We start from the raw sequence: 25,398 nt of genomic DNA, 5'->3' as shown, positions 1-25,398 counted from the left end.
ATTGCGATGAAAAATGTACTGCAATGTTGCCATGCATAGCACTATATATCACGATTAATCATTATTATTATGGTCAGAGACTTTACTGACACCATTACCCACTAAGAATGTATTAACAATATGGTGCAGGTGTTTCTGATCGACAAAATGTTCTTCCTGGAAAGAAAATGGCTATCAATTTTCATCCAATTTTTTTTGTTTTTCTCACCAGACAGAACCAGAGAAAAACAATTATCCTGTGCCACCAGCAAATGACCGGTGTCTCCAACAGATCAGAAGTGTGATGCATCCCTTTTGATTCGTCGCGGTATAAACAGGGCAGAGATTACAGAGGTAGTACCACAACGGCTCCCAGGATGATACGCCTGCCTCTATTCCTGATCCGGATACATGCAGACATCATCCCGGATATATCAGGGACCCCGGGTTTTGTCCCAAAGGGTGTGTACCCATAAAGGTTGCAAGCGCATCTGCGAAAAAGCGTCTTTCCGTGTGCGCCAGAACCCTTTTTTTATCGGGAGGGGCGTATCACTACGAACGGAAATAGTCCGTCAGGCGGACGAGGAGCAAATTCCCCCTCAATAACGGAGACCGGCATCCTCTGTTCTTCATCAGATCCCTTGTCTGACGGGCCACGCGATATCCGGAATTCTGCCATCAGTATCAACCATGTAACGCCCGACAGCCGCTGGCTGAAGAAATAGCTGTTTGAATGGCTGACAGATTCACACGGGATGCCCGCCCATTCAATAGCAGACCACCATTAAACCAAAAAAGAGAGAATACTAGGGTGTGAAATATCGCATGGACAGACGCATCGGGATCATCGGAACGGGAAGCATGGGGAGTATGCTTATCCGATCATTTATCAGGGGCGGAGCAGCGGTTCCCCGGCAGATATCTGCCGCAAACCGGACACCGGAGGCACGCATCGCAATTGCAGCTGAAACAGGAATTCAGGAGGCAGCAAACAACCGTGCCCTTGCCGCGAATGCTGACATCATTATTCTCTGTGTCAGGCAACCGGATGTCGTGCCGGTCATGCAGGAAATAACGGAACAACTGACAAGTAACAAACTCCTCATCTCGGTCGCATCAGATGTACCTGTCAGCGAACTCGAAGCACATACCCCGGCCCGTGTTGTCCGGGTGATACCCTCTGTCACTTCTGAACAGCTCAAAGGTGTCTCACTCATCGTATTTTCAGAGGACACTGCACCGGCTGATCGCGAAAAGGTACTTTCCCTCTTCGGGGCTATCGGAACACCGGTTGTGATCACAGAATCGGAAATGGAAGCGTATACCACCCTCACCAGTTGTGCTCCGGCATTTTTTGCAGCAATGGTTCGTGAATTTGCCGCTGCCGCCACCCGGATGACCGGCATCCCCTCAAATGAGGCAGAACATCTTGCCCGCGAGACGTTTATCGGAACAGGCGCCCTTCTGGAAGTTCCTCATACATCTTCTGCAGATCTCATCAGCCGGGTGGCGACACCGGGAGGGATCACAGAAGTTGGGGTGCATGTAATCTCCCGGGACTTCCCGGCAGTCTGTGATGAACTGTTTACTGCAACAGCGAGGAAACATGCATCCTTCAGGAATGGACCCTCTGAGGAGTAAGGAAACCAAAACAGTCCGGCTTTCGTCATACGGTAAGGATTCCCAAGGGTGATACCGCATGAACACAAATGATACTCTCACACAGGACATGTCAGACAAAACAATACTTTCCGGCAGAGATCTGGCAAACACAGATACCCGGTATACCGCGATAATCATCGGCGGAGGCCCTGCAGGACTCTTCTGCGCCTGCCGTTCTGCCGGAGACAACCGGCGCATACTGGTTCTCGAAAAGATGCCCTCCTGCGGGAGAAAACTCTGTATCACCGGCGCCGGCAAATGCAACCTCACCCACACCGGGAGAATGGCTGAATTCCTTTCGCATTACGGGGACGGAGGGAAATTTTTGCGGCCCGCCCTGATGAACTTCAAAAACACTGACCTGCTGGAATTTTTCCGGGAACGGGGAATCATCTTCACCGCCGATGAAAACGGCAAATATTTTCCGGAAACAGGAACTGCAAAGGATGTCCTCTCGGTCCTTCTTGCAGAATGTTTTCGGACCGGCGTTGAAATCAGATGCGTAGAGGCGGTGCAGTCAGTTGAACATACAGACGGCTACTTCTCTGTCAGAACCGCTGATGGCTGTTACACCACAGAAAACATCGTGATTGCAACCGGGGGAGCCTCATACCCCACGACCGGGTCAGCGGGTGACGGGTATACACTCGCCGGCAGGCTGGGACTCCCCATCACCGAGACGGGCCCGGCACTCGCTGCTGTGATTATCCGGGACTATCCCTTCCGTGGGTTAACCGGCATATCATTTGACGACGTCCTGCTCTCGCTCTACCGGGACGATAGGAAGATCCGGGAGGTGAGAGGCGACATCATTCTCACGACGAATGGCATCTCCGGGCCCGGTGCTCTGCACATCTCCCGGTATGTGCGGGACGGAGACTGTCTGCATGCGGGATTTGCGGCAGGTACGGATGAAACCGAAGCCAGGAAACATATCACTGAAATCATAGCAGAAGGAAAAAACCGGCAGGTGAAGACGGTTCTTGCCAAAACAGAGATCCCCGCACGGTTTATTCTTCGCCTCCTTAATCTCGCGGGCATTGCACATGATGCCACCTGCGCCCACCTCACCAAACCTAAACGAAATATGCTGATCAGCTACCTGACAGACTGTCCGCTCACGGTTGCAGGGACAGAAGGGTATGCAACCGCGATGGCGACACGGGGCGGGGTGGCACGGGATGCCATCCGGCAGAAGACCATGGAAGCAAAGGACGTGCCCGGCCTCTACTGTATCGGGGAGGTGCTGGATATTGACGGCGACACCGGCGGATATAACCTGCAGGCAGCCTTTTCAACCGCTGCACTCGCTGCAGATGCCATAATATTGAAGAGCGCATAATGTGCGTGACCCCAGATAACCTGCCTAAAACAGATCTGCTGCAGGACAAATCTGCATCATTTCCATTCATCCGGATTCTAAACCTCAGAACCGGGCCTAAAATAAGATAAAAAGAGGAATTCACCCTTCGGATTCAGTGGCACATCCGGGTGGGGAAATCGTATCGGCCCCCTTTTCATCAGAGACGCCTACAGCAGACCACCGGCCCGTTGCACGCCGGTAGACAAGGGCGCCTTCCACCGGACAGACCTCAACACACCTGCCGCACATATAACATTCTGATTTCCGGTCACCCACTTTTGCCTCATTCGTAGGACATACCCGTTCGCAGCATCCGCATTCAATGCATTTCTCCGTCCGCCTGAACTTAAAGGCGCTCACTGCCGCAGTTAAGGAGAGAAGCAGCCCATACGGGCAGATGAACCGGCAGAACGGCCGGTAAACCACCATTGAAAGGAGCAGCACCCCGAGAAAGACATAAAAGAGAACAGATACCACATCCAGTGAGAAGAACTCTTTCAGGCCAAAATAATCAATAATGCCGACAGACCAGCCGAATGCAGCTGCAAGGATAATAACAAAGACTACCGCCCGGATACCAAGAGTTGCCTGCTTCCAGTTCTTCCCGAATTTTGGCAGGGGTACAAGGGAGGCAAGTTCCTGTACAGCACCTGCCGGGCAGATATGTCCGCAGAATATCCGTCCAAATACGAGGGAAAGGGCAAGAAGCAAAGTCATCCCTGCCGCCGCCACCTCCAGGGAGGCGCCCAGTGCCGAAACATCGCGCAGGAGCAGTTGCTGGAAATTATGGGGCGCAACCGGGGCGAATATTAAGAAACCCAGTGCTGTTGAAATGAGTAAAAATACAAATGCTTTCCTGCGGTTTATCTTTCTGGTATACCAGAGTATCGCAAGTGCGATCACCCCTATAATTGCATACGCAAACCCTATTGTCCGGGGAATAAGATTCCCTCCCAGACCACCGGTACCTGCACCTGCTCCTCCACCTTTGCCGCTCATATATTATCTCCTCCGGACCATGCCGCTTTACGGTATAAACCGATTCCCGACACAGATGATATACTTTTACCCGGAATCAACCACGATGTCCTCCAAACGGCTACGCGATTACCTATCCGGAGTGACAGAATCTCATGGATATGCAACCGCAAACCGTATGTCCACCTCAATACCCTGCACCATATTTCATGAAACCTTTATTGCCGCTCACAGGAAGGATAGAAACAGAGATGACAGCAGAAACCGAGAGAAGAACCTTCAGTGAGGTGCCTGCAGACACAGCGACATCAGAGTACTCCATGTATCCGCCGGGCCCCCTCACAGCCATCGTGCAGATAGGCCTCATTGTAACAGAGCACCACTTCACGGCAGGCCCTTTGCTGGAGGCAATTAATAAAATCCTCCTGCGTCTCGAAACCACCCTCTCCGTGACACCACACACCTACCAGTTTATTCTTCCCCACCAGGCGGGACCGGAGCACATCATCCTTGAGGCCCTGCTCGCAGACAGCATCTGGGAATCCATCCCGCACCCTGATATTGTGCTCATCCGTTGTGGGGAGGGAAAACCGGATGAGGGCCATTGTCCGTTCGAGGGGGACATAGACCATGTCATCCAAACCGTTCATGAAGAAGATGCAACACCCGGATACAACCCGGTTCACGATGCAATTGTTGAAGACTGCACGCTGGTGCTCCTCATTGGGGAATGGGAACCCGGAGTGGCACTCTATCGGCCGGGGAGCGTCTTTGATCTTGCCCGAAACAAGGGGCGGACCATCATTGCAGTCAATCCGGTGAATGGGAGACAATATGAAAGGGCCCATGACGATATGATATTTGATTCCTATTCCCAGCTTAATCAGTATAATAAAGAGGACGTGAAAAATTCACACTATACCGCCACCTACCGGCGCTATCTCACAACACTGCGTGATGAGGCGGAGAAGGCACAACTCGATGACAACATACTGGAACCGATCTACGGATCGTTGCTCCCGTATTTTACCCGGACACGTCTTCTGGTAAAAAAATACCAGCGTCTCCATAAATGGACGGGCACAGCGGTGACCCTTCTCGCCGCCCTTGCAGTTGCCACAATCACATTCCAGACCCTCTTTCTGCCGGAGATGCCGTGGCTGGTGTGGGTGGAGGTGTTTGAGATCTCCCTTATCATTCTCCTCATGTACGCAACACGCCACGGGGATTTTCACCGGCGGTGGATTGATTACAACTTCCTCGCAGAACGCCTGCGTGCGGCATTCTTCCTCTGCATCATCTGCATCCAGTGTGAAAAACCGGACGCTCCCCCCCACATGAGCCTCGCACACCGCCCAAATGACTGGATGGTGATGGCATTTGAAGATATTATGGAATCGCGGCCCATCCATTACTGCCGCCTGGACATCCCCTATGTACCTATTAAGAAGTTCTTCCGATCGGCATGGATCACAAACCGTCTCGCGTTCTATGAACAGGCGGGTGCGTCTGCACGGCGTACGTATGCACTCCTGACCCGTGCCGGCGTCGCGATCTTTTTCATCACCCTTATTCTCGCAGTGATACATGCAACCGGCATTGGGCACTGGGAAACAGAATACCCGTTCCGGGTGCCGATGCTTCTGGCCTTCTTTACCATCACGCTCCCCGCCGCCGGTTCAGCCATTGCCGCACTCCGACTGCAGCGGGAATACCAGCGCAATGCCGAACGCTATGCACACACCGTTCGTCATCTCACCGCCATCAGGAATCAGGTTCAGCATGCAAAAGATATGAAAGACCTTTGTGAATTTCTCGAGGAGATGAACGAGGTTACCCTGCGTGAACAACAGGACTGGCGCATAATATTCCGCTTCCGTCAGGTGGAGGCAATGTAGGTTCCTGTGGGGGCATCGCTACACAGAAAAAATAACCAACACAGAGCGGCTATCACTACACAAATACCATTACAAAAAACATCAGTATCCGGATGACACGATCAAACGATCAAAAGAACGAATTCCAGGCCTGCCGGGGATTCCAGTGGGCATAAAAAATGATTAATATCGGGTTTTCCGGGATTTTCCACCCTTCGGACAGTCATAGCCAATGGCTTTCCCATTGACAAGCTTTACACCGCCGATGGACTTCCCTGCCATACCCTCAACAACCTGCTTTGCCTTCTCCTGCGGAACCTCCACATGGGAGTAGGTGTCATAGATGCTGATAGCACCGATTTCTTTACCGGTAATGCCGGTTTCCCCGGTGATGGCCCCGACAATGTCTTTCGGCCGGATGCGGTCTTCCCTGCCTAGATTGATGCAGAGCTGAACAATGCCGGAGTGACCCGACCCGTCTGCTGAAATGACCACTTCATCATCAGTGTCGTTACCGGTATCCAGTTTCATCTTTAAGAGGGCTGCGGCAATATCAAGCGAAGTGTAGCCGTCGACCATGATCTGCTCAACGATCTCAACATACTTGTCGTTGTCACCATCGTCTGCCATCTCCTTGATCTTCTCCACGAGGTTTCGCATACGCGTCCGTTCAACATCTCTGGCGGTTGGGAGCGGGATGGCGGAAATCTTGATGTGGGCATACTTCTGGATCGTCCGGAGTTTGTAGATCTCCTTTGGACCGACAAAGGTAATGGAACGCCCCTGTCGTCCTGCCCGTGCCGTGCGTCCGATACGGTGCACATAATATTCCACATCCTGCGGAACATCAAAGTTGATAACAAGATCCACATCGTCCACATCAATACCACGTGCTGCAACATCGGTTGCAATAAGGACATCAATTGCCCCCTTGCGGAACTTTGCCATCACGCGGTCACGCTGTGACTGTTTCATATCGCCGTGGAGCCCTTCAGAGAAGTACCCGCGTGTCTGCAGCTGGGTTGTCAGTTCATCAACCGCACGCTTGGTGTTGCAGAATACCAGTGAGAGTTCTGGATCATACATCTCAAGGATACGGGAAAGAACCTCAATTTTCTCCCGGTTGCGGACTTCAAGGTACAACTGCTCAATCTGGGGGACGGTCAGTTCACGGTGCTGTACACGTACAAACTCCGGTTTATTCTGGAACCGACGTGAAATCTCCTTGATTGGCTTCGGCATAGTTGCTGAGAAAAGCACTGTCTGGCGTTCATCGGGAGTCTCGGCAAGAATTTTTTCAATATCCTCCCTGAATCCCATATCCAGCATCTGGTCAGCCTCATCCAGAACCACCATCTTAATCGTGTCAAGAGAGAGCGTTCCACGGTCGATATGATCCAGCACACGTCCGGGAGTGCCGACCACGATCTGCACACCGGCCTTCAGCGCCCGGAACTGCCGTTCAATAGGCTGGCCACCATAAACCGGAAGGACATGAATCTTCTTCAGGTATCTTGAAAGCCGGTTAAACTCTTCAGCCGTCTGGATTGCAAGTTCACGGGTCGGGGAGAGCACAATTACCTGTGTCTGTTTCGAGGACAGGTCAACACATTCAAGGGCCGGAATACCGAATGCTGCGGTCTTTCCGGTACCGGTCTGTGCCTGGCCGGTCACATCTTTACCTTCAAGTATGGGGGGGATTGCCTGCACCTGTATCGGTGTTGGCTCTTCAAATCCCATATCTTCTATTGCTTTGATTATTTCCGGTGATATGGGAAATGTCGAGAAGCGAAAAAAGTTTTCCATTCAATAATAATGCGCGCCCATACCTCATTAGGTACTGTGTTGAGGAGAGGTATCCAGAGTCCCATATCGCCCATCGGAAAGAAAAATTGGAGGTCCATCGCAAAAGTCTGTTATTATCGCCCGATATCCGCGTTAAAACCAGAATGATTATTAAATAGCATGTGTATTAATACCGTTTTTTACGGATCACAGGAAACCCGACGGGATTTCAACGGACACAAATAACGGATAATACCAGCTGATATCCCTTAAAACGTCGAAAATGTGCCCATCTGGATTTCAAATGCTCACCCCGGATAATCTGCTGATTTCCGGGCACAGTGAGATGGCTGAAAAAAACGTCTGTATCCTCACGCGCAGCCCACATCTATATATCCACATTCTGCCACAATGGACAGCATGAATCTTGAGGAGAAGATACTGCAGGTGATGGGGGGCATGCATGTCGGCGCCGTTGCTACCATCGCCGGGAACAAGCCTGCGGTGCGGTTCATGGCACTTCGCGGATATGATGACATGAGCCTTGTTGCCGGAACCATGAAGAGCACCCGCAAGGTCGGGGAGCTAAAGGCCCACCCGGACGCGGCCATCTCCATATGGTCTGGAGTGGAATTTTCCGACCCATATGTCGGAATATCTGCAACAGCAGAAGTGCATGAAGACCGGGAGACAAAAGAGCGCTACTGGAACCCGGTGTTTGAGGAATATTTCGGTTCCATCGACAATCCGGATTTCATTCTTCTGGTCTTTGTTGCAAAGACTATTGAGTATTATACTCCCCCTGTGATGGAACCGGAAATCTGGAACAGATGATTACCCCTCCATCCCATTTCCCTTGTCCATCCGGCGAATGCACGCAATGAGAATTCGGGTAAGGGCATTTTTACCCGTGTGCCGCGTCTCGTGAGGATGGCAGATAGCCCATATGATGGACCAGAAATACGAGAACCTGTGGCATTCAACATTTAAATATGATGACAGGGGAGTAAGGGTTGCAACTGCCCAAATTATGACGTTGCAAAGAAGTATGGTCTTTCAGGGGGCCGGTTCTGCCTGCATCCGTCAAAAGAAGAGTAGGTGCAGAATGTTAGGGCATATCAGGGTGGAGTCTGCAAAAGAGAACCCGATGGAGAAGAACACGCCATATCCGCAGAGGACACTGAGATGCCGAATCGGCATATAGAGGAGGAGACATGCAGATGGGAGAAAACATATGGTATACGGCCCAGCGCAAACAGATGGTTGAAAGACAGATAGGGATGCGGGGTGTTTCAGATCCCCTTGTGCTTGACGCCATGCGTCGGGTACCCCGTCACCTTTTTGTCCCTGAAAACCTTCAGGACGACGCGTATGACGACTGTCCACTTCCCATAGGACATGGGGCAACGATTTCCCAGCCATATATCGTGGGACTTATGACAGCGCTGATTGAACCAAAACCCGGAGACAGAGTTCTTGAAGTGGGGGCAGGATCCGGGTACCAGGCAGCAATACTCGCAGAGATCGGGTGCAAAGTCACCGCAGTGGAACGAATTCCCGAACTTTCAGATCTCGCAGAAGAAAATCTGAAAAAAGCAGATGTGAAGAATGTCACCATCATCACCGGGAACGGTACCGCACTGCCGGAAGTGGAAGGACCATTTGATGGGATAATCATCACTGCTGCAGCACCGGATGTTCCCCCCTCACTGACAGCTCTTTTGGCTGATGGCGGAAGAATGGCAATTCCTGTCGGAGACATGGATGTGCAGGTACTGACCTGTATCCACAAAAAGGGGGATTCGCTGACGGTCTCTCACCATGGTGCTGTCCGGTTTGTCCCCCTGATAGGTAATGAGGGGTGGAGCCATTCCTGACCGAAGACGGACCGAAATAATCAATCAGGAGAAGAATATTCCAACCATCCCCGAAAAAATAAGTATATGAGACTGAATGAAATATGACCACCAATTTCGGAAAAAAAGCCAGATATCAGATATTATTTTTAAATCACAGGTATGGATGACCTTTTTATCAGAAGAGAGCATATAAATATAAAAGGAGTGAGTCTTCTGGCAAACCAAAACAGAAAAAAAAGCGGGCAGGCCGAACCACCTGCAATCGTACGGGTGAAACTGCCCAATAAAAGAAACCGGGAGATGTTTGCAGAAGCAGATCTCATGCTCGGTGCAAACCATATCAGGGTACGCTGCTTTGACGGGGTGACACGTACAGGCCGTATTAAAGGGAAGATCAAAAAGCGTGTCTGGATTCGCGAGGGGGATGTGTTAATCGTTGTACCGTGGTCATTCCAGGACGAAAAGTGCGACATCATCTATCGCTACACCCGGCCACAGCGTGAGTGGCTGCAGCGCAACAAATATCTCTGAACATAATAATTCAGGATTGAATCCCGCAGGATTTCAATCGCATATTCTTTTATCTCCGGGATTTCCATCATAATTGTGAAGGTCCGGTCATCAGGTCCTGTTGACAGGCGTTCAGCCACGGCTGGAAGATTGTTAATAATAATTTTGCAAAAAAGAAGAAATCGGATTAGATTCCCAGGATATCAACGGTATATTCTTTTATGACTAAACGGTCAACATCAAGCCTGTAGGCATTTGGCGGAACCGGTGTGAAACCACTCGCAACAATGTATGGGCCAGTGAAATATGTCTCCCAGGCACGGGAATAATCATCATCGGGATCAGGGAAATACTCAATAATTACCGGGCGTTGTATACTGTAGCTATAGTCATGGATCACAGGAGGCGTGAGCATCGCCATCTGGATAGTCCCGATGCCGCCCAGAGCCATCGGTTGTGTCGAGTTCAGGGATGTCATAAAGATGACAAGCGTCCCCTCAGTCTCATCATAAAACCAGCGGGGATCGGATACCATGACAGAACCACCCAGGTCCTGCTGGCGTTTGACGACCGCCCCATTGGCAACTGAGATTACCGCAGTCCCTTCATCAGAGACAAATTCCATCGATCCGGGGTAGTACGTCGTGATATTGGTAAACGTGTCATCCACATAGTATGTGATGTTAAAATGCTCACCACCCTCAGCATTTGCCTGACTCGAGTTGGTTACAAATATACTGCCACCCGAGACCCCGATGGTTGTATCACGGTACGGCACATTGCTTCTGGTCAGAATCTTGATGTCATTTTGCAGGACGATCATATTCTGCTCCATAATCTTTTCATCCGAACTGATTCTTGCATCCGCAAGCGCCGGGTATCCATACAGCGTCACAATTGAAATTCCGAGAATGACAATCGTAAATACCAGAATAAACCCAATGGCTTCAGATACCCCTGATTCATCTTCTATTATTTTTATCTTCATTGAAATCACACCCCTGCAGAGTCATAGGAGATTATATTATACCCCCCGCCGGTGGTTTGTCCGGTGACCCCTCTGGTGGCACCGATACCCGATATGGCTATCTCAGCCAAAACAGACCCGTCGGTAACTCTGATAAACTGGCTCTCCTCGCTACCCTTCAGGAAAACCTCATATTCCTCTCCCGCTACATTATCGGGCAGGTCAAACTGTGTCCGGATGGTTCCGTCGTTTGGTGCGATGGCATACAGGTCAACCATACGAACACTCACTCCGTTTCCAATATCAACGTACGAGTGATATTTCAGCGTGTCAGACGGTCCTTCAATCAGACCGGCGTTCACCACAAACATCATGACGACAAACATGAACACCAGAAGCAAGGTGATTGACAGATATTCTGTCATCATTGAGACGCCGTCATCGTCCAGATTTCTGCATATTCCCCTCATATATTCTCACACCCCCTTCGGATCCCACTGCGGCAGCAGCAGGGATTCACTGTATTCAGTGACACCATTGTTGTAATGGATATCAATCTGATGATAATTGTAGAAGATATCACTGTACGTTCCATTTTCCACCCAGTATGATCCGTCAATAGAATAGTTTGTAATCGCATTGTTGCGTGACATTGACAGCAGTGCAATATCACCACGGAAGCGATTCTGAAGGATATTCGGATTTGGATCTCCCGGCAGTGTACTCCCCATTGAAACCAGTTTTCCCCGGATATCCTGTATTTCATTTTTCGGGAACTCCATCACCGACTCAGCGGTTGTCTGGCCGACAAGCGGTGCCTGACTGACAATTATTGCCAGCACAAACATGCCGATTGCAACGAGAAAACCCATCATCACGATCCACTGTCCTTCATCGTTCAGCGTCTCCATATGAGCACCTCCAGAAGAACCAATTGTTCACCGCCGTCGTATTCATCCGCCCCATATCCACCCGGACTGGAAGGTAACCATACATATCTGGTGACACTGATGGCAGGTTCGCGGGTCAACTGGCTTTCTTCATACTGAGCAGAGTTGCTGAAGTGATAGGAATGGATATAATCATCCTCAGGATTCACGGTATTTCCTTTCACCCTGTTGTAGACCGTTGCATTAAATTCAAGACTGTTAACAATATCGGTTGTGCCCGTTTCTGCTTTCAGATATTCAGAAAATGCACTGTTAAATTCGGTATCGGACATCCCTTTATGTTTATTCAAAACCATCGATGCAAGCGGACTTACTGAAAGCGGAGATGAATCCGCCGGCGTATCCATCATCTGCAGGGCGTCATATCCCAGCTGCTGGATCTGCATATCCGTGATATGTGCATCCCCCGGTGTGTAGACAATCCCGGTATTGAATATGGTAAACGCTGTCACAAGCATGATCACCCCTGCGGTGATGCCTTCAATCGTGTAGAGCTGCCCCTCGTCATTCATCACCATATCGCAACCTCCATCACACCGTCAACAAGATCAGGTTGTGTCACATTTGCAGTATAGTCATACTGGTGCATGCCGCTCAGATACTGGTGCGTCACGTTGCTGTCTTTGAACTTATAGGAGAAATTGAAGTTTACATTTAGATCTGTGGTGATATCTTTCGAGAACGGGAGTGGCGGATAGAGCTCCAGTGTAATCACCGAACTGTTGTCGACTGCAGATGATACTCCTGTTGCACGACGTGGATTCCCATTTAACGTTAGCGAATAGGTGCTATTTGCCCATGGATATAAACCCGGAATGGGATCACTGCTTCCACCAATATAAAGTCCCATATCCTCAAAATTCATCCATTCTATGTCTGTTTCATTCAGGTGAGACCACATATTTTCCAGAGTGACTGAGAGCTGCTCAGACTGAGGGTCAATGCGGTATGCAGGATTCACCGTTCGGTTGATAAGGGTACCGTACGGGATATGCACCACAAATTCCTCAGAAGTGCTGTTTTCGCTCGCCGCGAGGTCCCCCGTATACTGGGAATAGTTATTGAAACAAATATCCGCTGCAGAAGGTTCCTTCACCTTGACAAGACGCCGCATGTACCCGTACTGGAAGGTAGGCACCGGATCTCCGCCACCTGCGTAGTATACATCACCCCCGGTCGCAAGGGAGATATTATAGAGATACGTGAAGTCACCAAAGATGACCTTATCACGATAATCCTCTGCATAAAAGACAAAATCCGAATCAGGATCGAGATTAAAGAATTTGTCTACTTTTTCCCGGGAGAGAATATTGGGAGTTTCCTTGGACACCGCAAGACCAAGGCGCTGGATCTCATCTTTGTGTTGCATATCATAGGGAGACATCAGACCCCATGACGGATTATCCGGTGCTCCCGGATCTTCCACCAGGATCACTGATGTCCGGTAGGCAACTGCATCATAGTCGATATTCTCACTCTGAATCCCTGCAAGAACCCCCGGAACAAGCGATATGACCATAATAAGTGCTAGAATAAAGATCGTAAACCCTGCCAGAAAATCAATCGAGAGGATCGCATCCTCATCTGCTATTCGTCTTATTACATCCACTCCCCTGTATATTCATTAAACCAAAATGACGCAAAGAGATCCGGCCTATGGATCGAAGCCCCACAGATGTCGGTGCTGAGGAAGGTGTCTGCCTCTGCCCCCTCTGTTATGAAATACCCTGAGAGTTTCTCTTCATGGAGGCCGAAGATATCATCGGAAGAGTGAACATCCGCCGCATGGCCGTGGATGAAACCAACACCCGTTTCCCATTCATACTCACTCCGGGCCCGCCCGCTCTGATTAAGGAACACTCTCCGGACTTCATTTTCCGGCCGTGCAAAGAAGGTATAAGACGATGCACGCCCGCCTGCGGTCATCGGCATTTCCCGAACGGCAAAAACAAGCTGATTCTTCCCTGAGATTATCTCCTCATACCGGATGAGAGCATCTTCAGCCGGCACTTCATCAAGAGCCATCCCTTTGCTTCGCTCCGTGGGTATTTCCGAACCAAATGTCTGGGAATGCCCCCCTGAAAATATCAATTCCCCTGCTATACAACCATAGCAAAATGCCGGAACCCCAGGTAGCAGGAGAAGCCCCCCCCCGTATTTAGTCATACAGAAAGCCTTCCTTACTGATTGTTTTGCAATACCGGATAATAAAGATTGATATAACGCCCGGTATTTGAATATCTTTTCGTATTAGACCGGTATTTAAGGTATCCTAACCATTCGCAGAAAATATTTAAAATAAAGGATTATTCGAGTGAATGAAGCACGAGACCGCTGAGAAGTTTTGGTTCAAACCATGTCGACTTCGGCGGCATCACCCCTCCATCGTCTGCAATTCCCAGCACATCATCCACACGAACAGGCTGCATAGAGAATGCAAGGGTAAATTCACCCGAGTCCACACGATTCTGCAGGTCCGAGAGCGGCCGGGCACCGCCCAGATACTGCAGGCGCGGGTCACCACGGGGGTCAGTTATGCCCAGCATCCCTTCGAGGACGGTCTTCTGGATGACGGAAACATCCAGTGAGGCAATGCGATCTGCTCCGGCATCCACCGGGCGGGAGAGCTCATACCAGACACCACCCATGTACATGTGCACCACATGCACCGGCGACGCCGGCTCGACAAGCGGCGGGATACAGAAGACGGTATCGTCAATATCACCGTATGGCTTCACCGTAAAGGACTTTGTAAGCTCTGCCATGAAGCTCTCAGGGGTATAATCCCCCAGATCCCGCACCAGTCTGCTGTAGCCGTGAATCTTCACCCGGTTCTCTGCAAAGATGACCGCCATAAACCGTTCGGATTCGGGAGTAAGCCGCCCTTCCTCACTGCGTTTGTCTGCTACATTGACCGACGATTTCGCGCGGTGGTGTCCATCTGCGATGTAGAAGGCATCAACGCCTGCAAACATCTCCTGCATGGTAGTGATCGCCTCGGGATCAGCGATGCGGAATACTTCATGAACCGCACCACCACTCTTTGCGACACCATCAGGTGCACCCTCCGGAATAAGAGAAGCGACATACGGGAATATCTCGCCGGGGTCACGGTAGAGAAGCACCACAAGACCGGTGTGCATATTGGTTGCGTCAATATGACGTGTCCGGTCCTCTTCTTTGTCGTAGCGGGTATGCTCATGACGTTTTATCTTATTGTCCCGATAATCGTCCACACTGACGTTCGCCACGAACCCGGTGTAGATACTGCCGCCCTGCTTGACACGGTAGAGGTAAATACCCGGTTCCGCATCCTGCATGAGAAGACCTTCATCAATCATTTTTTGGAGATTTGCAGCGGCAGTTTCATAAACAACCGGCGCCGCAGGGTCAATGTCTGCGGGAAGCGTGGCTTCCGAACGGATGACCTGGAGAAAGCTCTGCGGATTCTCTGCAAGGGCTGCGCGTGATTCATCGGTGGTTACCACATCATACGGAACAGAGGCAATCTGCTGTGCCTCTTCTGCCGGAGGGCGAAACGCCCGGAAACTAAATATCTGGACCATAACGAAAATACCTGCCTGAAGGTTTCGGGTGCGTCATTTATTGGACTTCAGATATAATATCAGTATCCAAGAGCGGAGTATTGACTGAATGCAGAATACTGACATCCATATTCGCCGGGCCCGGCAGGCTGACCTGCAGGACATCTGTGCAATCGAACACGAACTGTTTCCGGATCCATGGGATGAATCTGCATTCCAGGATGCACTATACCTATTCCCCGGTCTCTTTTTCGTCGCTGAGAGAGGTAACGAAGTCATTGGCTTTGTATGCGCCGGAATGGAAGATACCGGAGATGCTGTTTATGGCCACATCATGAATATTGCGATTAAACCATCCTCCCAGAGACAGGGGGCCGGCGGCAAACTCCTGCAGCGCATCGAATTTGAATGCATGATCCTTGGCGCAGAGGCAATGCAGCTTGAAGTGCGTGTTTCAAACCACGATGCACAGCGCTTTTATCAGAGATACGGATATGCACAGGTCTTCATGGTCGACAGCTACTACAGCAACGGCGAAGATGGCGTCCTGATGATGCGCTGGTTTACGTAAAGGAGCATGCGCAAAAACAGATATTTTGTACACGATTTTTTAAAAAAATTACACCGTGATTCCCATACCAAATAATGGAAATTGCGGGTTTATCCCCGGCCAAGCTTTTTGTGCGCCCGTGCCAGGTGGCCCGCCGCAAGGGCGCCCAGAAGCGATAGTTCCCCTGCAAGCACGCCTGCCGCGATAATCTCTGCAAAGGCTTTGGCATTGGACCCTGCCGGCTCTCCCCCGCCTGCGACACCAAGCATCTGCAGGCATGTCTGCTGGGTCTCAATTGCCGAACCGCCACCTACCGTTCCCACCTGAAGTGAGGGAAGTGTCACTGCGACATAGACGCCGCCTTCCACCGGGTCAACGGTGGTAATTGCGTTGCTACCCTCAACCACATGCGCCGGGTCCTGTCCGCAGGCGAGGAAGACTGCGGCAATGACATTTGCTGCGTGGGCGTTGAACCCCAGGGAAACCGCACGGGCTGAGCCCACCAGATTCTTCCGTGTGTTGACCTCGGCAAGTGAAGCCGCATCGGTCTTTAATATATCCTTCACCATCGCATCGGAGAGGAAGATACCTGCTGCGACCGTCTTCCCCCGGCCCATCACCACATTTGCTGCGGAGGGCTTCTTGTCGGTGCAGAGGTTGCCGGAGAGCGCAATCAGGCGGGCACCGGTCTCTCTCTGAATGATTTCAGCGGCCTTCTCGCTGCCGATGGTGACCATGTTCATGCCCATCGCATCCCCGGTGAAGAACTCAAAGCGCACATACAGGCTGGTGCCGGCGATATGGGTGGTGATACGCTCCATACGGCCATGTGATGTGGTAGCCGCCGCCGCATCAGCAAGGAGAGAGAAATGCTCCTCCACCCAGCGTGCCGCTTCAATCGCGTGCGGCACACTGTCACAGGCAAATACCGGTGCCCGCGTCATCCCGTCGCGCTGGATGCGTACCTCGGCACCGCCCGCCTTTGTGATGGCACTGCACCCGCGGTTCACCGACGCAATAAGTGCCCCCTCGGTGGTCGCGAGCGGCAGATAATATGTTCCGTCCGCGTACTCACCCATCACCCGCAGGGGGCCTGCCACACCGACCGGAACCTGCACTGCTCCAATCATATTTTCACAGTTGCGCTTTGTGACGCGCTCTGTTGTGATTGCATACTCACCAAGGATATCCAGAGAAACTCCGGTTTCTTCTTCGATGAACGAACGGCGGACGGATATTGCCTCATCAGGAGGAAGTTCTGCTTCAAGGGCGTACAGTTTCAGTGAACCGTCCCGTATCCGCTGCATATAATCATCCATGTACATATCATAGAAGAGAAAGACAATAAATGGAGGTGGTCAGGTGAAACAGGAACAATGGTGCGTCCGCGTGCCGGTAACAGAGGGGGAACCCACACGGCGGCAACTGATCAGTGACGGAATCCTCGATATCTCACTCAGACCCGCCCGTGACGGGACAGATCTGCTCTTTCCGGTGACAGATCCTGCCCGTGCAACTGAACGATGGGAGTGTGTTGCACTCCCGAAAGCAGTCCCCCTGCCCCGGCATGACCTGGTGGGCGGTATTGCTATCATGCAGGACGATGACCCGAAGGAAGCAGAGATTCTTTTAGCGTCCCGTCCGTCCATTCACACGGTGCTGTATGCAGAGACACCGGTATCAGGCGAATACCGGACACGGAAATTCCGGGTACTTGCAGGAGAGCAGGTAACCGTCACCGAATGCACAGAATACGGCATGCGCCTGAAAGTGGACCTCGAAGCCGCCTACTTCTCCGCACGCCTCGCAAACGAGCGGCAGCGGATTGTCTCCCTGATGGAAGAAGGCGAACGGGTCTGCGACATGTTTGCCGGTGTCGGGCCGTTTGCCGTCGCTCTTGCAGAGAAGGCAGCGATCGTCATCGCAGGCGACATCAACCCCGGCGCAGTCCTGCTGATGGAGGAAAACGTCAGAATAAATCACCGCCATAACGTCATCCCCATGCTCGCGGATGCCCTGCATCTGGGAGATATTCTCGCTGGGGATTCGTTTGACCGTATCATCATGAACCTCCCGATGAGCCCGGTGCCCTTCTTTGCAACGGCTGTCCGTCTTGTGCGTCCCGGTGGCACCATCCATCTCTATGCGATGCAGGAAAGAGAGGGGGAGTACCGGGAGATGATTGAAAAATATCCCTGCACCATCGCAGAAGAACGTCAGGTCCGGTCATACTCACCCACTCAGCACCATGCAGTCTATGACATAACACGGACCGGGTGAATGAGGGGGGCAAACAATTCTCCCCCCTATAACTGCGTTAATATCATCTTTTTGTCTTATCGGACCGTGCGCCAGCGCCCCTTTGGTACGGTTATCTCAAAGCGGGCGCCAGTCCCGTATGTCCCCGTTTCAGCAATGGCAAGGCCGGTAATCGCAAGGATATCAGATGCAAGGAAAAGGCCGTATCCCGTATGTGAACCATATCCCCGTCCAAAGATATGATCCTTCTTTTCATCAGGGACACCAACCCCGTTATCTTCCACCACAATGACCCGGGCATCACCGCGAACATCGGCTGTCACCCGCACATGGGTTGCATGGTCTCCGTGACGGACGGTATTCTCAAAGAGATTGGTAAAGACTTTCTCCAACATCGGGTCAGCATAGATCTCAATCCCACCAGCATCCACGTCAATGGAGACGGCATGCTGATTTGCCGCCTCCTGTTCTGCGACTGCCTGAAGGTTCTGCCATACGGGTTCAGATGCACCCGCCTTCTCATACTCGCGGGCAAATTCAATCTGGTGTTCAATAGCATGCAAAGACTTCTGGATATTATCAATGAATAAATGAAGACGCGAATCCGTGACATCTTCACCCAGGAGTTCAAGGAATCCTGAGGCGGCCATCACCTGATTATTGACATCATGCCGCGTTATAGAGAAGAGCGTCTTTAATTTCCTATTTAATGCATCCACCTCACGTCTTGCCATTGTGACACGCCTGTTCGTGATACCCAGAACAACCACCACAACCGTAAGAGAACCTGCTATCACTACCATAACAGCGACCACCCAGCTGGGTAGAACAATCGCTGTATCCGGTTCATTTACGATTATACTACCCTCCGGCAGGAGAAAAAACGGAAGATTATGCCTCTGCATCTCGGGATAGTCAACAACAATCTGTCCCTCAGGCGATTCGAAAACGGGAATATCACCGACCGGAGTACCGTTCAGGATATCTGCACCAATCCGTGCTGCATGTTCTGCCTGAATGGCAGTGGGGGTGACATACCCCCCGACAATGCCATACCCAACGAAGGTATCAGAGATTCCGTATACCGGCACCGGCGACCAGGCCGAAACGATACCGGCAATCTCACGGTCACTATAAATCCGGCCTTCACTGTCGCGGTTGAAATCCATCAGAAGAACGGCCGTGCCAGGGGTGAGATTCTGCAGGTCACGACAGAGTGCTGACATCCGTACCTCACCGGGCGCATTGAATACCGGGGTATCGGCGCGTACTGCCGTCCTCCCGAGCAATTCTTCGGCGAAGATTTTTCCGGTGGTTGTTCCCGGATCATTCACCACATAGATTTCCTGCACACCGGGCTGCAGGGTTGTGATCAGATCAACCGTCAGGCTGACACGGGTCATCTCGACAACCCCTGTCAGATTTGGCATCTCTTCACGGTGTACGGGGTCATATCCACCCACCCCGAAGAATACAATCGGGACACCGGGGAAGAGCTCGTCACCATATGCTCGGATAAAGGTATACGCATCATCATCGGAGACAAATATCAGGTCAATTGGGACAGACGAATATTTATGTCGGTACACATCGGCGAGATTTTCATAGTGTTCGTCATCCGAGACAATCTTCCCGTCCATATATTCAGAATAAAAGATGTTGGCCGGATCATCTGCCGGAAAAACACGGTGAAGACCTTCTGTGACCGCATCGACCCAGTCCATATCAGGCCCGTATGAATGAATGATAAGAATATGGTTACTCCCGTATGCATCACAGTCTATGGCCGCAGCTGCAGCACTGAAAACACAGAGCGCCAGAATCACCAGAATCCCTTTTCCCATGCGGGAGAACAGATGACGGTGGAGGAGCATTAAATATACCATTGACAGGAATGATGAAAATTCTTTGGCACAGATGAGTGCTGAAAAATAGAGTTATTTATTCGGTATAATTTATGCAGGCACAAACTTTGTGCCGTAGACAATAACACCACTGTCACCATCAGCGATAATCTTTCGGAACACGCTCTTTACCGGCATGCCGATTGAAATCTCATCAGGTTCACAGATCACCTGCGCTGTCATGCAGGTCCCTTCTTCGAGTTCTATGATAGCAATCACATAGGGTGTCTGGATATCATAGTCGTCGCTTGCCGTTCGGATGACCGAGAACGTACGCACCGTACCATTCCCGGAAAATTCATAGTCAACAATCTTTCCGTCTCTCCGGCACTCGGGGCAGAAGGCACGCGGGGGGAAGAAATACCGCCCGCATGTCTCACATTTGTTGCCCTTCAGGTTGTACCGGTTCTGCTGCTTTCTCCAGTAACGTGGTACCGACATCTTCAGACCCCCAGAATATTACAGACAACCGTCGCACCCGTTCCGCCGACGTTGTGCGTCATGCCAATCTCTGCATCGACCTGCCGTCCGGTTGCCTCTCCGCGGAGCTGCTCAACGATCTCAGCGACCTGCTTGATACCGGTGGCACCGACCGGATGGCCGCATGACTTCAGGCCGCCGGAGGGGTTCACCGGGATGGAACCGTCCAGTGCAGTCTGGCCGTCCTCGGTCAGTTTTCCTGCTTCTCCCTTTGCACAGAACCCAAGGTCCTCAATCGCACAGAGCTCTGCGATGGTGAAACAGTCATGCACCTCGACCATACCGATGTCCTTCGGCGTGAGAGCTGCCTGCTGGAACGCCCGTCTGCCTGCGGCGACGGTTGCATCCAGGGTTGATATGTCACGGCGGTCATGCAGAGAGATGGTGTCTGTTGCCTGTGCCGATGCAAGCACCTTCACCGGCGTATCGGTGAACTCCCGTGCCATCTCCATCGGACAGAGAATAACTGCGGCAGCACCGTCTGTCACCGGGGAACAGTCCAGAAGCCGCAGGGGATCTGCAACAAGCGTGGACTTCATAACGGCCTCAACGGAGATCTCCTTTCTGAACTGTGCTATTGGATTCTTAGCACCGTTGCGGTGGTTCTTGACCGAGACCATCGCGAGCTGTTCCCGCGTGAGACCATATTTGTTGATATAGTCATTTGCAATCATCGCATAGAGACCGGGGAAGGTGGCACCGACAAGGCCCTCCCATTCACGGTCCGCTGCGCCTGCAAGGGCGTCGGTGGTCTCGCTACCGCCGACATCGGTCATCTTCTCTACACCGCCTGCGATGACAATGTCCTGCATGCCTGATGCGACCGTTGTGTATGCCTGCCGGAAGGCAAGCCCGCCGGATGCACATGCAGCCTCAACACGGGTCGCAGGGATGTGATTTTTCGTGAGGCCGGCATGGTCTGCAATGAGTGCACCGATGTGTTCCTGCAGGACAAACCGTCCGCCGCTCATATTTCCGACAAATATTTCATCAATCTGGTCGCCGCTCATTCCTGCGTCTTCCAGGGCATTTGCACCTGCTTCAACGAAGAGATTCCGGAACGATGTGTCCCACTTTTCGCCGAATTCGGTGAGGCCGATTCCAACAACTGCTACTTCTCTCATTACTGCATCACGATCTTTCCTTTGTGTTTGGCATACAGTGCATAGTCAAGATACTTCCCGTTTGCAAGAAGTTCCTCAACGGTTGGTGCGGCAGACCGGTCAAATACATCTGACTCGATGGCATCGGTTACGGTGATGTCAAAGGCATCACTGCCGGCGCCGGACCCGTATGAGGTGACGAAGATACGGTCACCGGGTTTTGCCACATCGAGGGTTGCGGAGATGCCGACCGGAACAGCACCGGAATAGGTGTTTCCGAGGCGGGGGACCGCAAGCCCGGGCTTTATCTGCTCCCCGGTGAATCCAAGCATCTTGGAAACCCGTGTCGGGAACTTCGCATTTGGCTGGTGGAAGATGGCATAGTCATAATCAGACGGTTCTGTTCCCATCTGCTCGAGCATCAGGTGTGCTGCACCCTGGATATGCTTGAAGTATGCCGGATCACCAGAGAAACGACCGCCATGCCGGGGGTATTCCTGTCCTTCACGTCTCCAGAAATCCGGAGTGTCCGTGGTGAAGGAACAGGTGTGGTTGATCTCTGCAATGGGGTTGTCCTCACCGATGAAGATGGCAGCACCGCCTGCTGAAGCAGTGTACTCCAGTGCATCTCCGGGTGCACCCTGTGCGGTGTCTGCACCAATGGCACATCCGTATTTGATCATGCCGGACTTGACAAGTCCCATACAGGTCTGGATAGCTGCCGTGCCTGCCTTACACGCAAACTCATAGTCTGCTGCGGTCATCACCGGTGTGGCACCGATGGCCTCACCCACGGTTGCCGCACTGGGTTTCACCGCATATGGATGAGACTCGGAACCAACGTAGATGGCCCCGATTGCATCACGCGGGACATCTCTGCGGGCAAGTGCATAGCGTGCCGCTTCAACGGACATGCTGATTGTGTCTTCGTCCAGGTCAGGGACGGACTTTTCTTTGACACCGAGACCTGCAGCAATCTCAGGGCCGTTTGCGCCCCAGACCCGTGCAATGTCCTCGGTTTTGATACGGTACCGCGGGATGTACGCACCGTACGTAATAATTCCTACCATAATTCTTCCCTCAGAATATCGACAATCTCGTTGACATCCATTTCAGTGCACAGCAGGGTAATCCGGTCGCTCTCTGCAAGGCGGGGAACGAGCGGATGCACTTCCTCCGGAGAGATTCCCTGGAGAATTACACAGCGTGGTTTGAATGGAGTTACTCTGATTGCGATCATCGGCGATTTACCAGTTGATACATTGGTGAAGATGAGCGCCCGTTCTGTGCTCCATCCATAAATCCGGTTGAATTCATTGGCTGAAAGCTTCAGAATAGCATTTTCGGAGTTGACAACAGTATATCCATAGATCTGCTGATCCATCGATCCCCCCAGATGACTACAGGCAATTGCATTGCAGAACTGGGTGAGCGGGATGGGCATGTTGTAATCATGCATGTCATAAATGACATCAGGGTCAAAATCATTGTAGAGTATTTTAGCGAATTTATTGATGTTTCTGCCACCATTCGCTTCATCAATACTCAGGATGCTGTCAACAATCTTTCCGACAACCGCGGTACCCGGACTCTTGCGTCTGCCACCTTCATAATCGGAGATAACAGATGGGGAGACATGCATCTCATCTGCAAGAACACCCGGGGCAATGTTAAATGCCAGACGCCACTTCTTCAGGGCTTCACCGGGAGATGCAGAGAGTGTGATTTCTCCGGCCATTTTTTCAGCAAGACGGGTCCGCAATGCGGATTTCATGTATATACTCTTTGCACGCCTCTATTATATAATTAGCGAAGAGCGATTCGGCATATGTCGATAGCGCCCGGACAGGATGTGGCGTCTGCACGAACATGAGGGCGGGCAACAGTCCGTGAAAAGAACTGCTCACATGCCTGATATTCGTGCAGACAGGACACGTAAAATGACGAATACTCCATTGTTTTGGATATATGGTACAATCACCTTTCACAGGTGCGAAGAGGTACCCGGGCATAGAGACCATTGGTGAGAATATCGACAGGCCGGAAGGGCACCGGAGCGCATGGTTTGTTTGTTTAGGGCGGGCCAACGTGCAGACAGGACCCGAAAGGGAGATGCACGGAGATTCGCCACAGATGAATCCGTCGATCAGGAATCTGTGGATCACCATTGCTGAAATTCCGGTAGAATTCGTGAAATGCACCCTGTAGACTGTCAGCTGCCATGAACGATATGGCGAAAGGGCAACCCATATATGGCATGCATACCAAAAATGATGTTAGATGATCGCACCCGATGACCTGATCTGCCTGAAAGCGATCGCCCTTTTAGGGGGGCTTTCCAGTGCTGTGTCCGTCTCGTCCCAGAGTCTCGCACAGGAACTTGGGATTAGTCCCCAGACCGCCTCCCGGAGACTGATCTCCCTCGAGAATGCCCACCTGATCTCCCGGACGATGCGGGGTGACGGACAGTATGTGACCATAACCGGAGCAGGGGAGGAGAGCCTAAGAGCTGAATATGCAGCATACCGCCGCATATTCGAGACACATGACAGGCAATACGTACTGGAGGGGGAACTCATCAGTGGTCTCGGAGAAGGCCGGTATTATGTAAGCATTGAAGGATATGTCAGCCAGTTTTCAGACAAGCTGGGAATCACCCCGTATCCCGGGACATTCAATGTAAAACTTAGTCCGGCAAGCATCGAAACGCGCCGCAAACTCGATGCAATGGAATGGATAGAAATTGTTGGTTTTACCGACCATGATCGCACATTTGGCGGAGCAAAAGCCCTGAAATGTTCCATCAACGGGCATGCATGTGCAATACTCATCCCGGGGAGAAGCCACTACCCGGAGGATATTATTGAACTGATATCAGAAGTACGGCTGCGTGATGTTCTTGGAATTGAAGACGGGGCGGCAGTGACTATTGAGGTGACACGATAATGATAGAAAAAGCACTTGAGGCATTCAAAAGAGGAGAATTTGTTCTCCTCTTTGACTTTGATGACCGGGAAGGAGAAACGGACTTTGCAATCAGATCAGATGCAGTGACACCACAGCATATCGTCCAGATGCGCAAGGATGCAGGTGGCCTCATCTGCACTGCTCTGCATTCACAGGCGGCAAAGAACTTTGGTCTGCCGTTTGCAAGCGAGATCCTCCAGCCGACAAATCTGGCAGAAAAAGAAGGGGATATTCCATACGACCGGAGCAACCACTCCTCCTTCTCTCTCTGGGTCAATCACCGTGACACCTTCACCGGCATCACCGACAACGACCGTGCACTCACGGTAACCCGCCTTGCAGACCAGGTGAAGAAGACGCTGAACGGCGGCGGAGACAACTTTGCAGCGGAATTCCGGACACCGGGACACATGGCACTCCTGCGGGCCGCAGACGATCTCCTCGATCAGCGCAGAGGACAGACCGAACTCTCGATTGCCCTTGCAGAGATGGCCGGAGTCACTCCGGCTGTCACCATCTGCGAGATGCTCGACGAGACAACCGGGAAGGCTCTGACGAAAGAGGATGCACGCAGGTATGCAGACGAGCATGGCCTTGTCTTCATTGAGGGCAGTGAAGTCATGGACGTCTGGAACGCCCGAAAGTCTGCGTGAAGATTTT

At 51.6% G+C, this 25,398-nt stretch carries 25 protein-coding genes and 1 pseudogene; 11 read left to right on the top strand and 15 right to left on the bottom strand.

Translation table 11 applies throughout. The annotated features are described in order from the left end of the window. Positions 1-804 precede the first annotated feature (804 nt). Positions 805-1,620 carry a pyrroline-5-carboxylate reductase family protein gene (locus tag OU421_RS08290; protein ID WP_268185628.1) on the top strand — a complete coding sequence of 272 codons (816 nt, stop codon included), beginning with the start codon at positions 805-807 and terminating at the stop codon, positions 1,618-1,620. 58 nt (positions 1,621-1,678) lie between these two features. After that, positions 1,679-2,983 carry a BaiN/RdsA family NAD(P)/FAD-dependent oxidoreductase gene (locus tag OU421_RS08285; RefSeq protein ID WP_268185627.1) on the top strand — a complete coding sequence of 435 codons (1,305 nt, stop codon included), beginning with the start codon at positions 1,679-1,681 and terminating at the stop codon, positions 2,981-2,983. A 120-nt stretch (positions 2,984-3,103) separates the two neighbouring features. On the opposite strand, the gene OU421_RS08280 is transcribed toward OU421_RS08285, so the two are convergent. Continuing rightward, positions 3,104-4,003: a 4Fe-4S binding protein gene (locus OU421_RS08280; protein ID WP_268185626.1), complete on the bottom strand. Its 900-nt coding sequence runs from the start codon at positions 4,001-4,003 to the stop codon at positions 3,104-3,106. A gap of 230 nt (positions 4,004-4,233) precedes the next feature. On the opposite strand from OU421_RS08280, the gene OU421_RS08275 reads away from it, so the two are divergent. Next, the gene (locus tag OU421_RS08275; protein ID WP_268185625.1) at positions 4,234-5,880 is read left to right on the top strand and encodes a hypothetical protein; all 1,647 of its coding nucleotides are present in this window, start codon (positions 4,234-4,236) and stop codon (positions 5,878-5,880) included. A gap of 162 nt (positions 5,881-6,042) precedes the next feature. Here the strand turns inward: OU421_RS08275 and OU421_RS08270 are convergent, their stop codons facing one another. Next, complete coding sequence (locus OU421_RS08270) at positions 6,043-7,665, bottom strand: DEAD/DEAH box helicase (protein ID WP_268185624.1); 1,623 nt, start codon at positions 7,663-7,665, stop codon at positions 6,043-6,045. A gap of 399 nt (positions 7,666-8,064) precedes the next feature. Here OU421_RS08270 and OU421_RS08265 point away from each other — a divergent pair, with 399 nt between their 5' ends. The 4 genes and pseudogenes from OU421_RS08265 to eif1A all read left to right on the top strand — a co-directional run bounded on the left by OU421_RS08265 (position 8,065) and on the right by eif1A (position 10,034). Continuing rightward, the gene (locus OU421_RS08265; RefSeq protein ID WP_268185623.1) at positions 8,065-8,478 is read left to right on the top strand and encodes a pyridoxamine 5'-phosphate oxidase family protein; all 414 of its coding nucleotides are present in this window, start codon (positions 8,065-8,067) and stop codon (positions 8,476-8,478) included. 180 nt (positions 8,479-8,658) lie between these two features. After that, positions 8,659-8,742 (top strand): annotated as a pseudogene (locus OU421_RS13075) (hypothetical protein); the annotation flags it as partial. A 122-nt stretch (positions 8,743-8,864) separates the two neighbouring features. Then, a complete protein-coding gene (locus OU421_RS08260; RefSeq protein WP_268185622.1) occupies positions 8,865-9,521 on the top strand; it encodes a protein-L-isoaspartate(D-aspartate) O-methyltransferase in 657 nt (218 codons plus the stop codon). 141 nt (positions 9,522-9,662) lie between these two features. Continuing rightward, a complete protein-coding gene (gene eif1A, locus OU421_RS08255) occupies positions 9,663-10,034 on the top strand; it encodes a translation initiation factor eIF-1A (protein WP_268185621.1) in 372 nt (123 codons plus the stop codon). A 166-nt stretch (positions 10,035-10,200) separates the two neighbouring features. Here eif1A and OU421_RS08250 read toward each other — a convergent pair whose 3' ends face one another. The 7 genes from OU421_RS08250 to OU421_RS08220 all read right to left on the bottom strand — a co-directional run bounded on the left by OU421_RS08250 (position 10,201) and on the right by OU421_RS08220 (position 15,496). Further along, the gene (locus OU421_RS08250; protein ID WP_268185620.1) at positions 10,201-11,001 is read right to left on the bottom strand and encodes a DUF7289 family protein; all 801 of its coding nucleotides are present in this window, start codon (positions 10,999-11,001) and stop codon (positions 10,201-10,203) included. A 5-nt stretch (positions 11,002-11,006) separates the two neighbouring features. Beyond that, positions 11,007-11,450: a hypothetical protein gene (locus OU421_RS08245; RefSeq protein ID WP_268185619.1), complete on the bottom strand. Its 444-nt coding sequence runs from the start codon at positions 11,448-11,450 to the stop codon at positions 11,007-11,009. A 6-nt stretch (positions 11,451-11,456) separates the two neighbouring features. Further along, entirely contained in the window at positions 11,457-11,891 is a 435-nt protein-coding gene (locus tag OU421_RS08240) for a hypothetical protein (protein ID WP_268185618.1), read from the bottom strand. Beyond that, a complete protein-coding gene (locus OU421_RS08235; RefSeq protein ID WP_268185617.1) occupies positions 11,879-12,448 on the bottom strand; it encodes a DUF7288 family protein in 570 nt (189 codons plus the stop codon). The genes OU421_RS08240 and OU421_RS08235 overlap by 13 nt, the downstream gene beginning before the upstream one ends. Continuing rightward, positions 12,442-13,539, bottom strand: a complete 1,098-nt coding sequence (locus tag OU421_RS08230) for a DUF7287 family protein (RefSeq protein WP_268185616.1) — start codon at positions 13,537-13,539, stop codon at positions 12,442-12,444. Before OU421_RS08230 ends, OU421_RS08235 begins: the two co-directional genes overlap by 7 nt. Further along, positions 13,530-13,955 carry a hypothetical protein gene (locus OU421_RS08225; RefSeq protein WP_268185615.1) on the bottom strand — a complete coding sequence of 142 codons (426 nt, stop codon included), beginning with the start codon at positions 13,953-13,955 and terminating at the stop codon, positions 13,530-13,532. Before OU421_RS08225 ends, OU421_RS08230 begins: the two co-directional genes overlap by 10 nt. Before the next feature lie 281 nt (positions 13,956-14,236). Next, a complete protein-coding gene (locus OU421_RS08220; RefSeq protein ID WP_268185614.1) occupies positions 14,237-15,496 on the bottom strand; it encodes a DUF1015 domain-containing protein in 1,260 nt (419 codons plus the stop codon). 88 nt (positions 15,497-15,584) lie between these two features. Here OU421_RS08220 and rimI point away from each other — a divergent pair, with 88 nt between their 5' ends. Next, positions 15,585-16,046, top strand: a complete 462-nt coding sequence (gene rimI / locus OU421_RS08215) for a ribosomal protein S18-alanine N-acetyltransferase (RefSeq protein WP_268185613.1) — start codon at positions 15,585-15,587, stop codon at positions 16,044-16,046. 89 nt (positions 16,047-16,135) lie between these two features. Here rimI and hmgA read toward each other — a convergent pair whose 3' ends face one another. Further along, positions 16,136-17,344, bottom strand: a complete 1,209-nt coding sequence (hmgA, locus tag OU421_RS08210; RefSeq protein WP_268185612.1) for a hydroxymethylglutaryl-CoA reductase (NADPH) — start codon at positions 17,342-17,344, stop codon at positions 16,136-16,138. A gap of 43 nt (positions 17,345-17,387) precedes the next feature. On the opposite strand from hmgA, the gene OU421_RS08205 reads away from it, so the two are divergent. Beyond that, entirely contained in the window at positions 17,388-18,305 is a 918-nt protein-coding gene (locus OU421_RS08205) for a class I SAM-dependent methyltransferase (protein WP_268185611.1), read from the top strand. 56 nt (positions 18,306-18,361) lie between these two features. Here OU421_RS08205 and OU421_RS08200 read toward each other — a convergent pair whose 3' ends face one another. The 5 genes from OU421_RS08200 to OU421_RS08180 all read right to left on the bottom strand — a co-directional run bounded on the left by OU421_RS08200 (position 18,362) and on the right by OU421_RS08180 (position 23,545). After that, positions 18,362-20,158, bottom strand: coding sequence for a sensor histidine kinase (locus tag OU421_RS08200; RefSeq protein WP_268185610.1), 1,797 nt, complete (start codon positions 20,156-20,158; stop codon positions 18,362-18,364). Positions 20,159-20,239: 81 nt separating this feature from the next. After that, positions 20,240-20,629 (bottom strand): Zn-ribbon domain-containing OB-fold protein, encoded by a 390-nt coding sequence (locus OU421_RS08195; protein ID WP_268185609.1) that lies wholly within the window; start codon positions 20,627-20,629, stop codon positions 20,240-20,242. A 2-nt stretch (positions 20,630-20,631) separates the two neighbouring features. Further along, positions 20,632-21,792, bottom strand: coding sequence for a thiolase domain-containing protein (locus OU421_RS08190; RefSeq protein ID WP_268185608.1), 1,161 nt, complete (start codon positions 21,790-21,792; stop codon positions 20,632-20,634). Beyond that, a complete protein-coding gene (locus tag OU421_RS08185) occupies positions 21,792-22,841 on the bottom strand; it encodes a hydroxymethylglutaryl-CoA synthase (RefSeq protein WP_268185607.1) in 1,050 nt (349 codons plus the stop codon). The genes OU421_RS08190 and OU421_RS08185 overlap by 1 nt, the downstream gene beginning before the upstream one ends. Then, positions 22,835-23,545: a transcriptional regulator gene (locus OU421_RS08180; protein ID WP_268185606.1), complete on the bottom strand. Its 711-nt coding sequence runs from the start codon at positions 23,543-23,545 to the stop codon at positions 22,835-22,837. The genes OU421_RS08185 and OU421_RS08180 overlap by 7 nt, the downstream gene beginning before the upstream one ends. Positions 23,546-24,051: 506 nt before the next feature. Here OU421_RS08180 and OU421_RS08175 point away from each other — a divergent pair. Both OU421_RS08175 and ribB read left to right on the top strand, forming a co-directional pair. Beyond that, a complete protein-coding gene (locus OU421_RS08175) occupies positions 24,052-24,717 on the top strand; it encodes a DUF120 domain-containing protein (RefSeq protein WP_268185605.1) in 666 nt (221 codons plus the stop codon). Further along, entirely contained in the window at positions 24,717-25,391 is a 675-nt protein-coding gene (gene ribB, locus OU421_RS08170) for a 3,4-dihydroxy-2-butanone-4-phosphate synthase (RefSeq protein WP_268185604.1), read from the top strand. The genes OU421_RS08175 and ribB overlap by 1 nt, the downstream gene beginning before the upstream one ends. The last annotated feature ends 7 nt before the right edge of the window (positions 25,392-25,398 follow it).

The organism is Methanogenium organophilum (genome assembly GCF_026684035.1).
GTDB lineage: Archaea > Halobacteriota > Methanomicrobia > Methanomicrobiales > Methanomicrobiaceae > Methanogenium > Methanogenium organophilum.
This window is presented reverse-complemented; position numbering and strand designations above follow the sequence as displayed.

Coding starts and splice junctions, on each gene's coding strand:
- OU421_RS08290 (WP_268185628.1), top strand. CDS start 805: ATGGACAGACGCATCGGGATCATCGGAACGGGAAGCATGGGGAGTATG.
- OU421_RS08285 (WP_268185627.1), top strand. CDS start 1,679: ATGAACACAAATGATACTCTCACACAGGACATGTCAGACAAAACAATA.
- OU421_RS08280 (WP_268185626.1), bottom strand. CDS start 4,003: ATGAGCGGCAAAGGTGGAGGAGCAGGTGCAGGTACCGGTGGTCTGGGA.
- OU421_RS08275 (WP_268185625.1), top strand. CDS start 4,234: ATGACAGCAGAAACCGAGAGAAGAACCTTCAGTGAGGTGCCTGCAGAC.
- OU421_RS08270 (WP_268185624.1), bottom strand. CDS start 7,665: ATGGAAAACTTTTTTCGCTTCTCGACATTTCCCATATCACCGGAAATA.
- OU421_RS08265 (WP_268185623.1), top strand. CDS start 8,065: ATGAATCTTGAGGAGAAGATACTGCAGGTGATGGGGGGCATGCATGTC.
- OU421_RS08260 (WP_268185622.1), top strand. CDS start 8,865: ATGGGAGAAAACATATGGTATACGGCCCAGCGCAAACAGATGGTTGAA.
- eif1A (WP_268185621.1), top strand. CDS start 9,663: ATGGATGACCTTTTTATCAGAAGAGAGCATATAAATATAAAAGGAGTG.
- OU421_RS08250 (WP_268185620.1), bottom strand. CDS start 11,001: ATGAAGATAAAAATAATAGAAGATGAATCAGGGGTATCTGAAGCCATT.
- OU421_RS08245 (WP_268185619.1), bottom strand. CDS start 11,450: ATGAGGGGAATATGCAGAAATCTGGACGATGACGGCGTCTCAATGATG.
- OU421_RS08240 (WP_268185618.1), bottom strand. CDS start 11,891: ATGGAGACGCTGAACGATGAAGGACAGTGGATCGTGATGATGGGTTTT.
- OU421_RS08235 (WP_268185617.1), bottom strand. CDS start 12,448: ATGGTGATGAATGACGAGGGGCAGCTCTACACGATTGAAGGCATCACC.
- OU421_RS08225 (WP_268185615.1), bottom strand. CDS start 13,955: ATGGCTCTTGATGAAGTGCCGGCTGAAGATGCTCTCATCCGGTATGAG.
- OU421_RS08220 (WP_268185614.1), bottom strand. CDS start 15,496: ATGGTCCAGATATTTAGTTTCCGGGCGTTTCGCCCTCCGGCAGAAGAG.
- rimI (WP_268185613.1), top strand. CDS start 15,585: ATGCAGAATACTGACATCCATATTCGCCGGGCCCGGCAGGCTGACCTG.
- hmgA (WP_268185612.1), bottom strand. CDS start 17,344: ATGGATGATTATATGCAGCGGATACGGGACGGTTCACTGAAACTGTAC.
- OU421_RS08200 (WP_268185610.1), bottom strand. CDS start 20,158: ATGCTCCTCCACCGTCATCTGTTCTCCCGCATGGGAAAAGGGATTCTG.
- OU421_RS08195 (WP_268185609.1), bottom strand. CDS start 20,629: ATGTCGGTACCACGTTACTGGAGAAAGCAGCAGAACCGGTACAACCTG.
- OU421_RS08190 (WP_268185608.1), bottom strand. CDS start 21,792: ATGAGAGAAGTAGCAGTTGTTGGAATCGGCCTCACCGAATTCGGCGAA.
- OU421_RS08185 (WP_268185607.1), bottom strand. CDS start 22,841: ATGGTAGGAATTATTACGTACGGTGCGTACATCCCGCGGTACCGTATC.
- OU421_RS08180 (WP_268185606.1), bottom strand. CDS start 23,545: ATGAAATCCGCATTGCGGACCCGTCTTGCTGAAAAAATGGCCGGAGAA.
- OU421_RS08175 (WP_268185605.1), top strand. CDS start 24,052: ATGATCGCACCCGATGACCTGATCTGCCTGAAAGCGATCGCCCTTTTA.
- ribB (WP_268185604.1), top strand. CDS start 24,717: ATGATAGAAAAAGCACTTGAGGCATTCAAAAGAGGAGAATTTGTTCTC.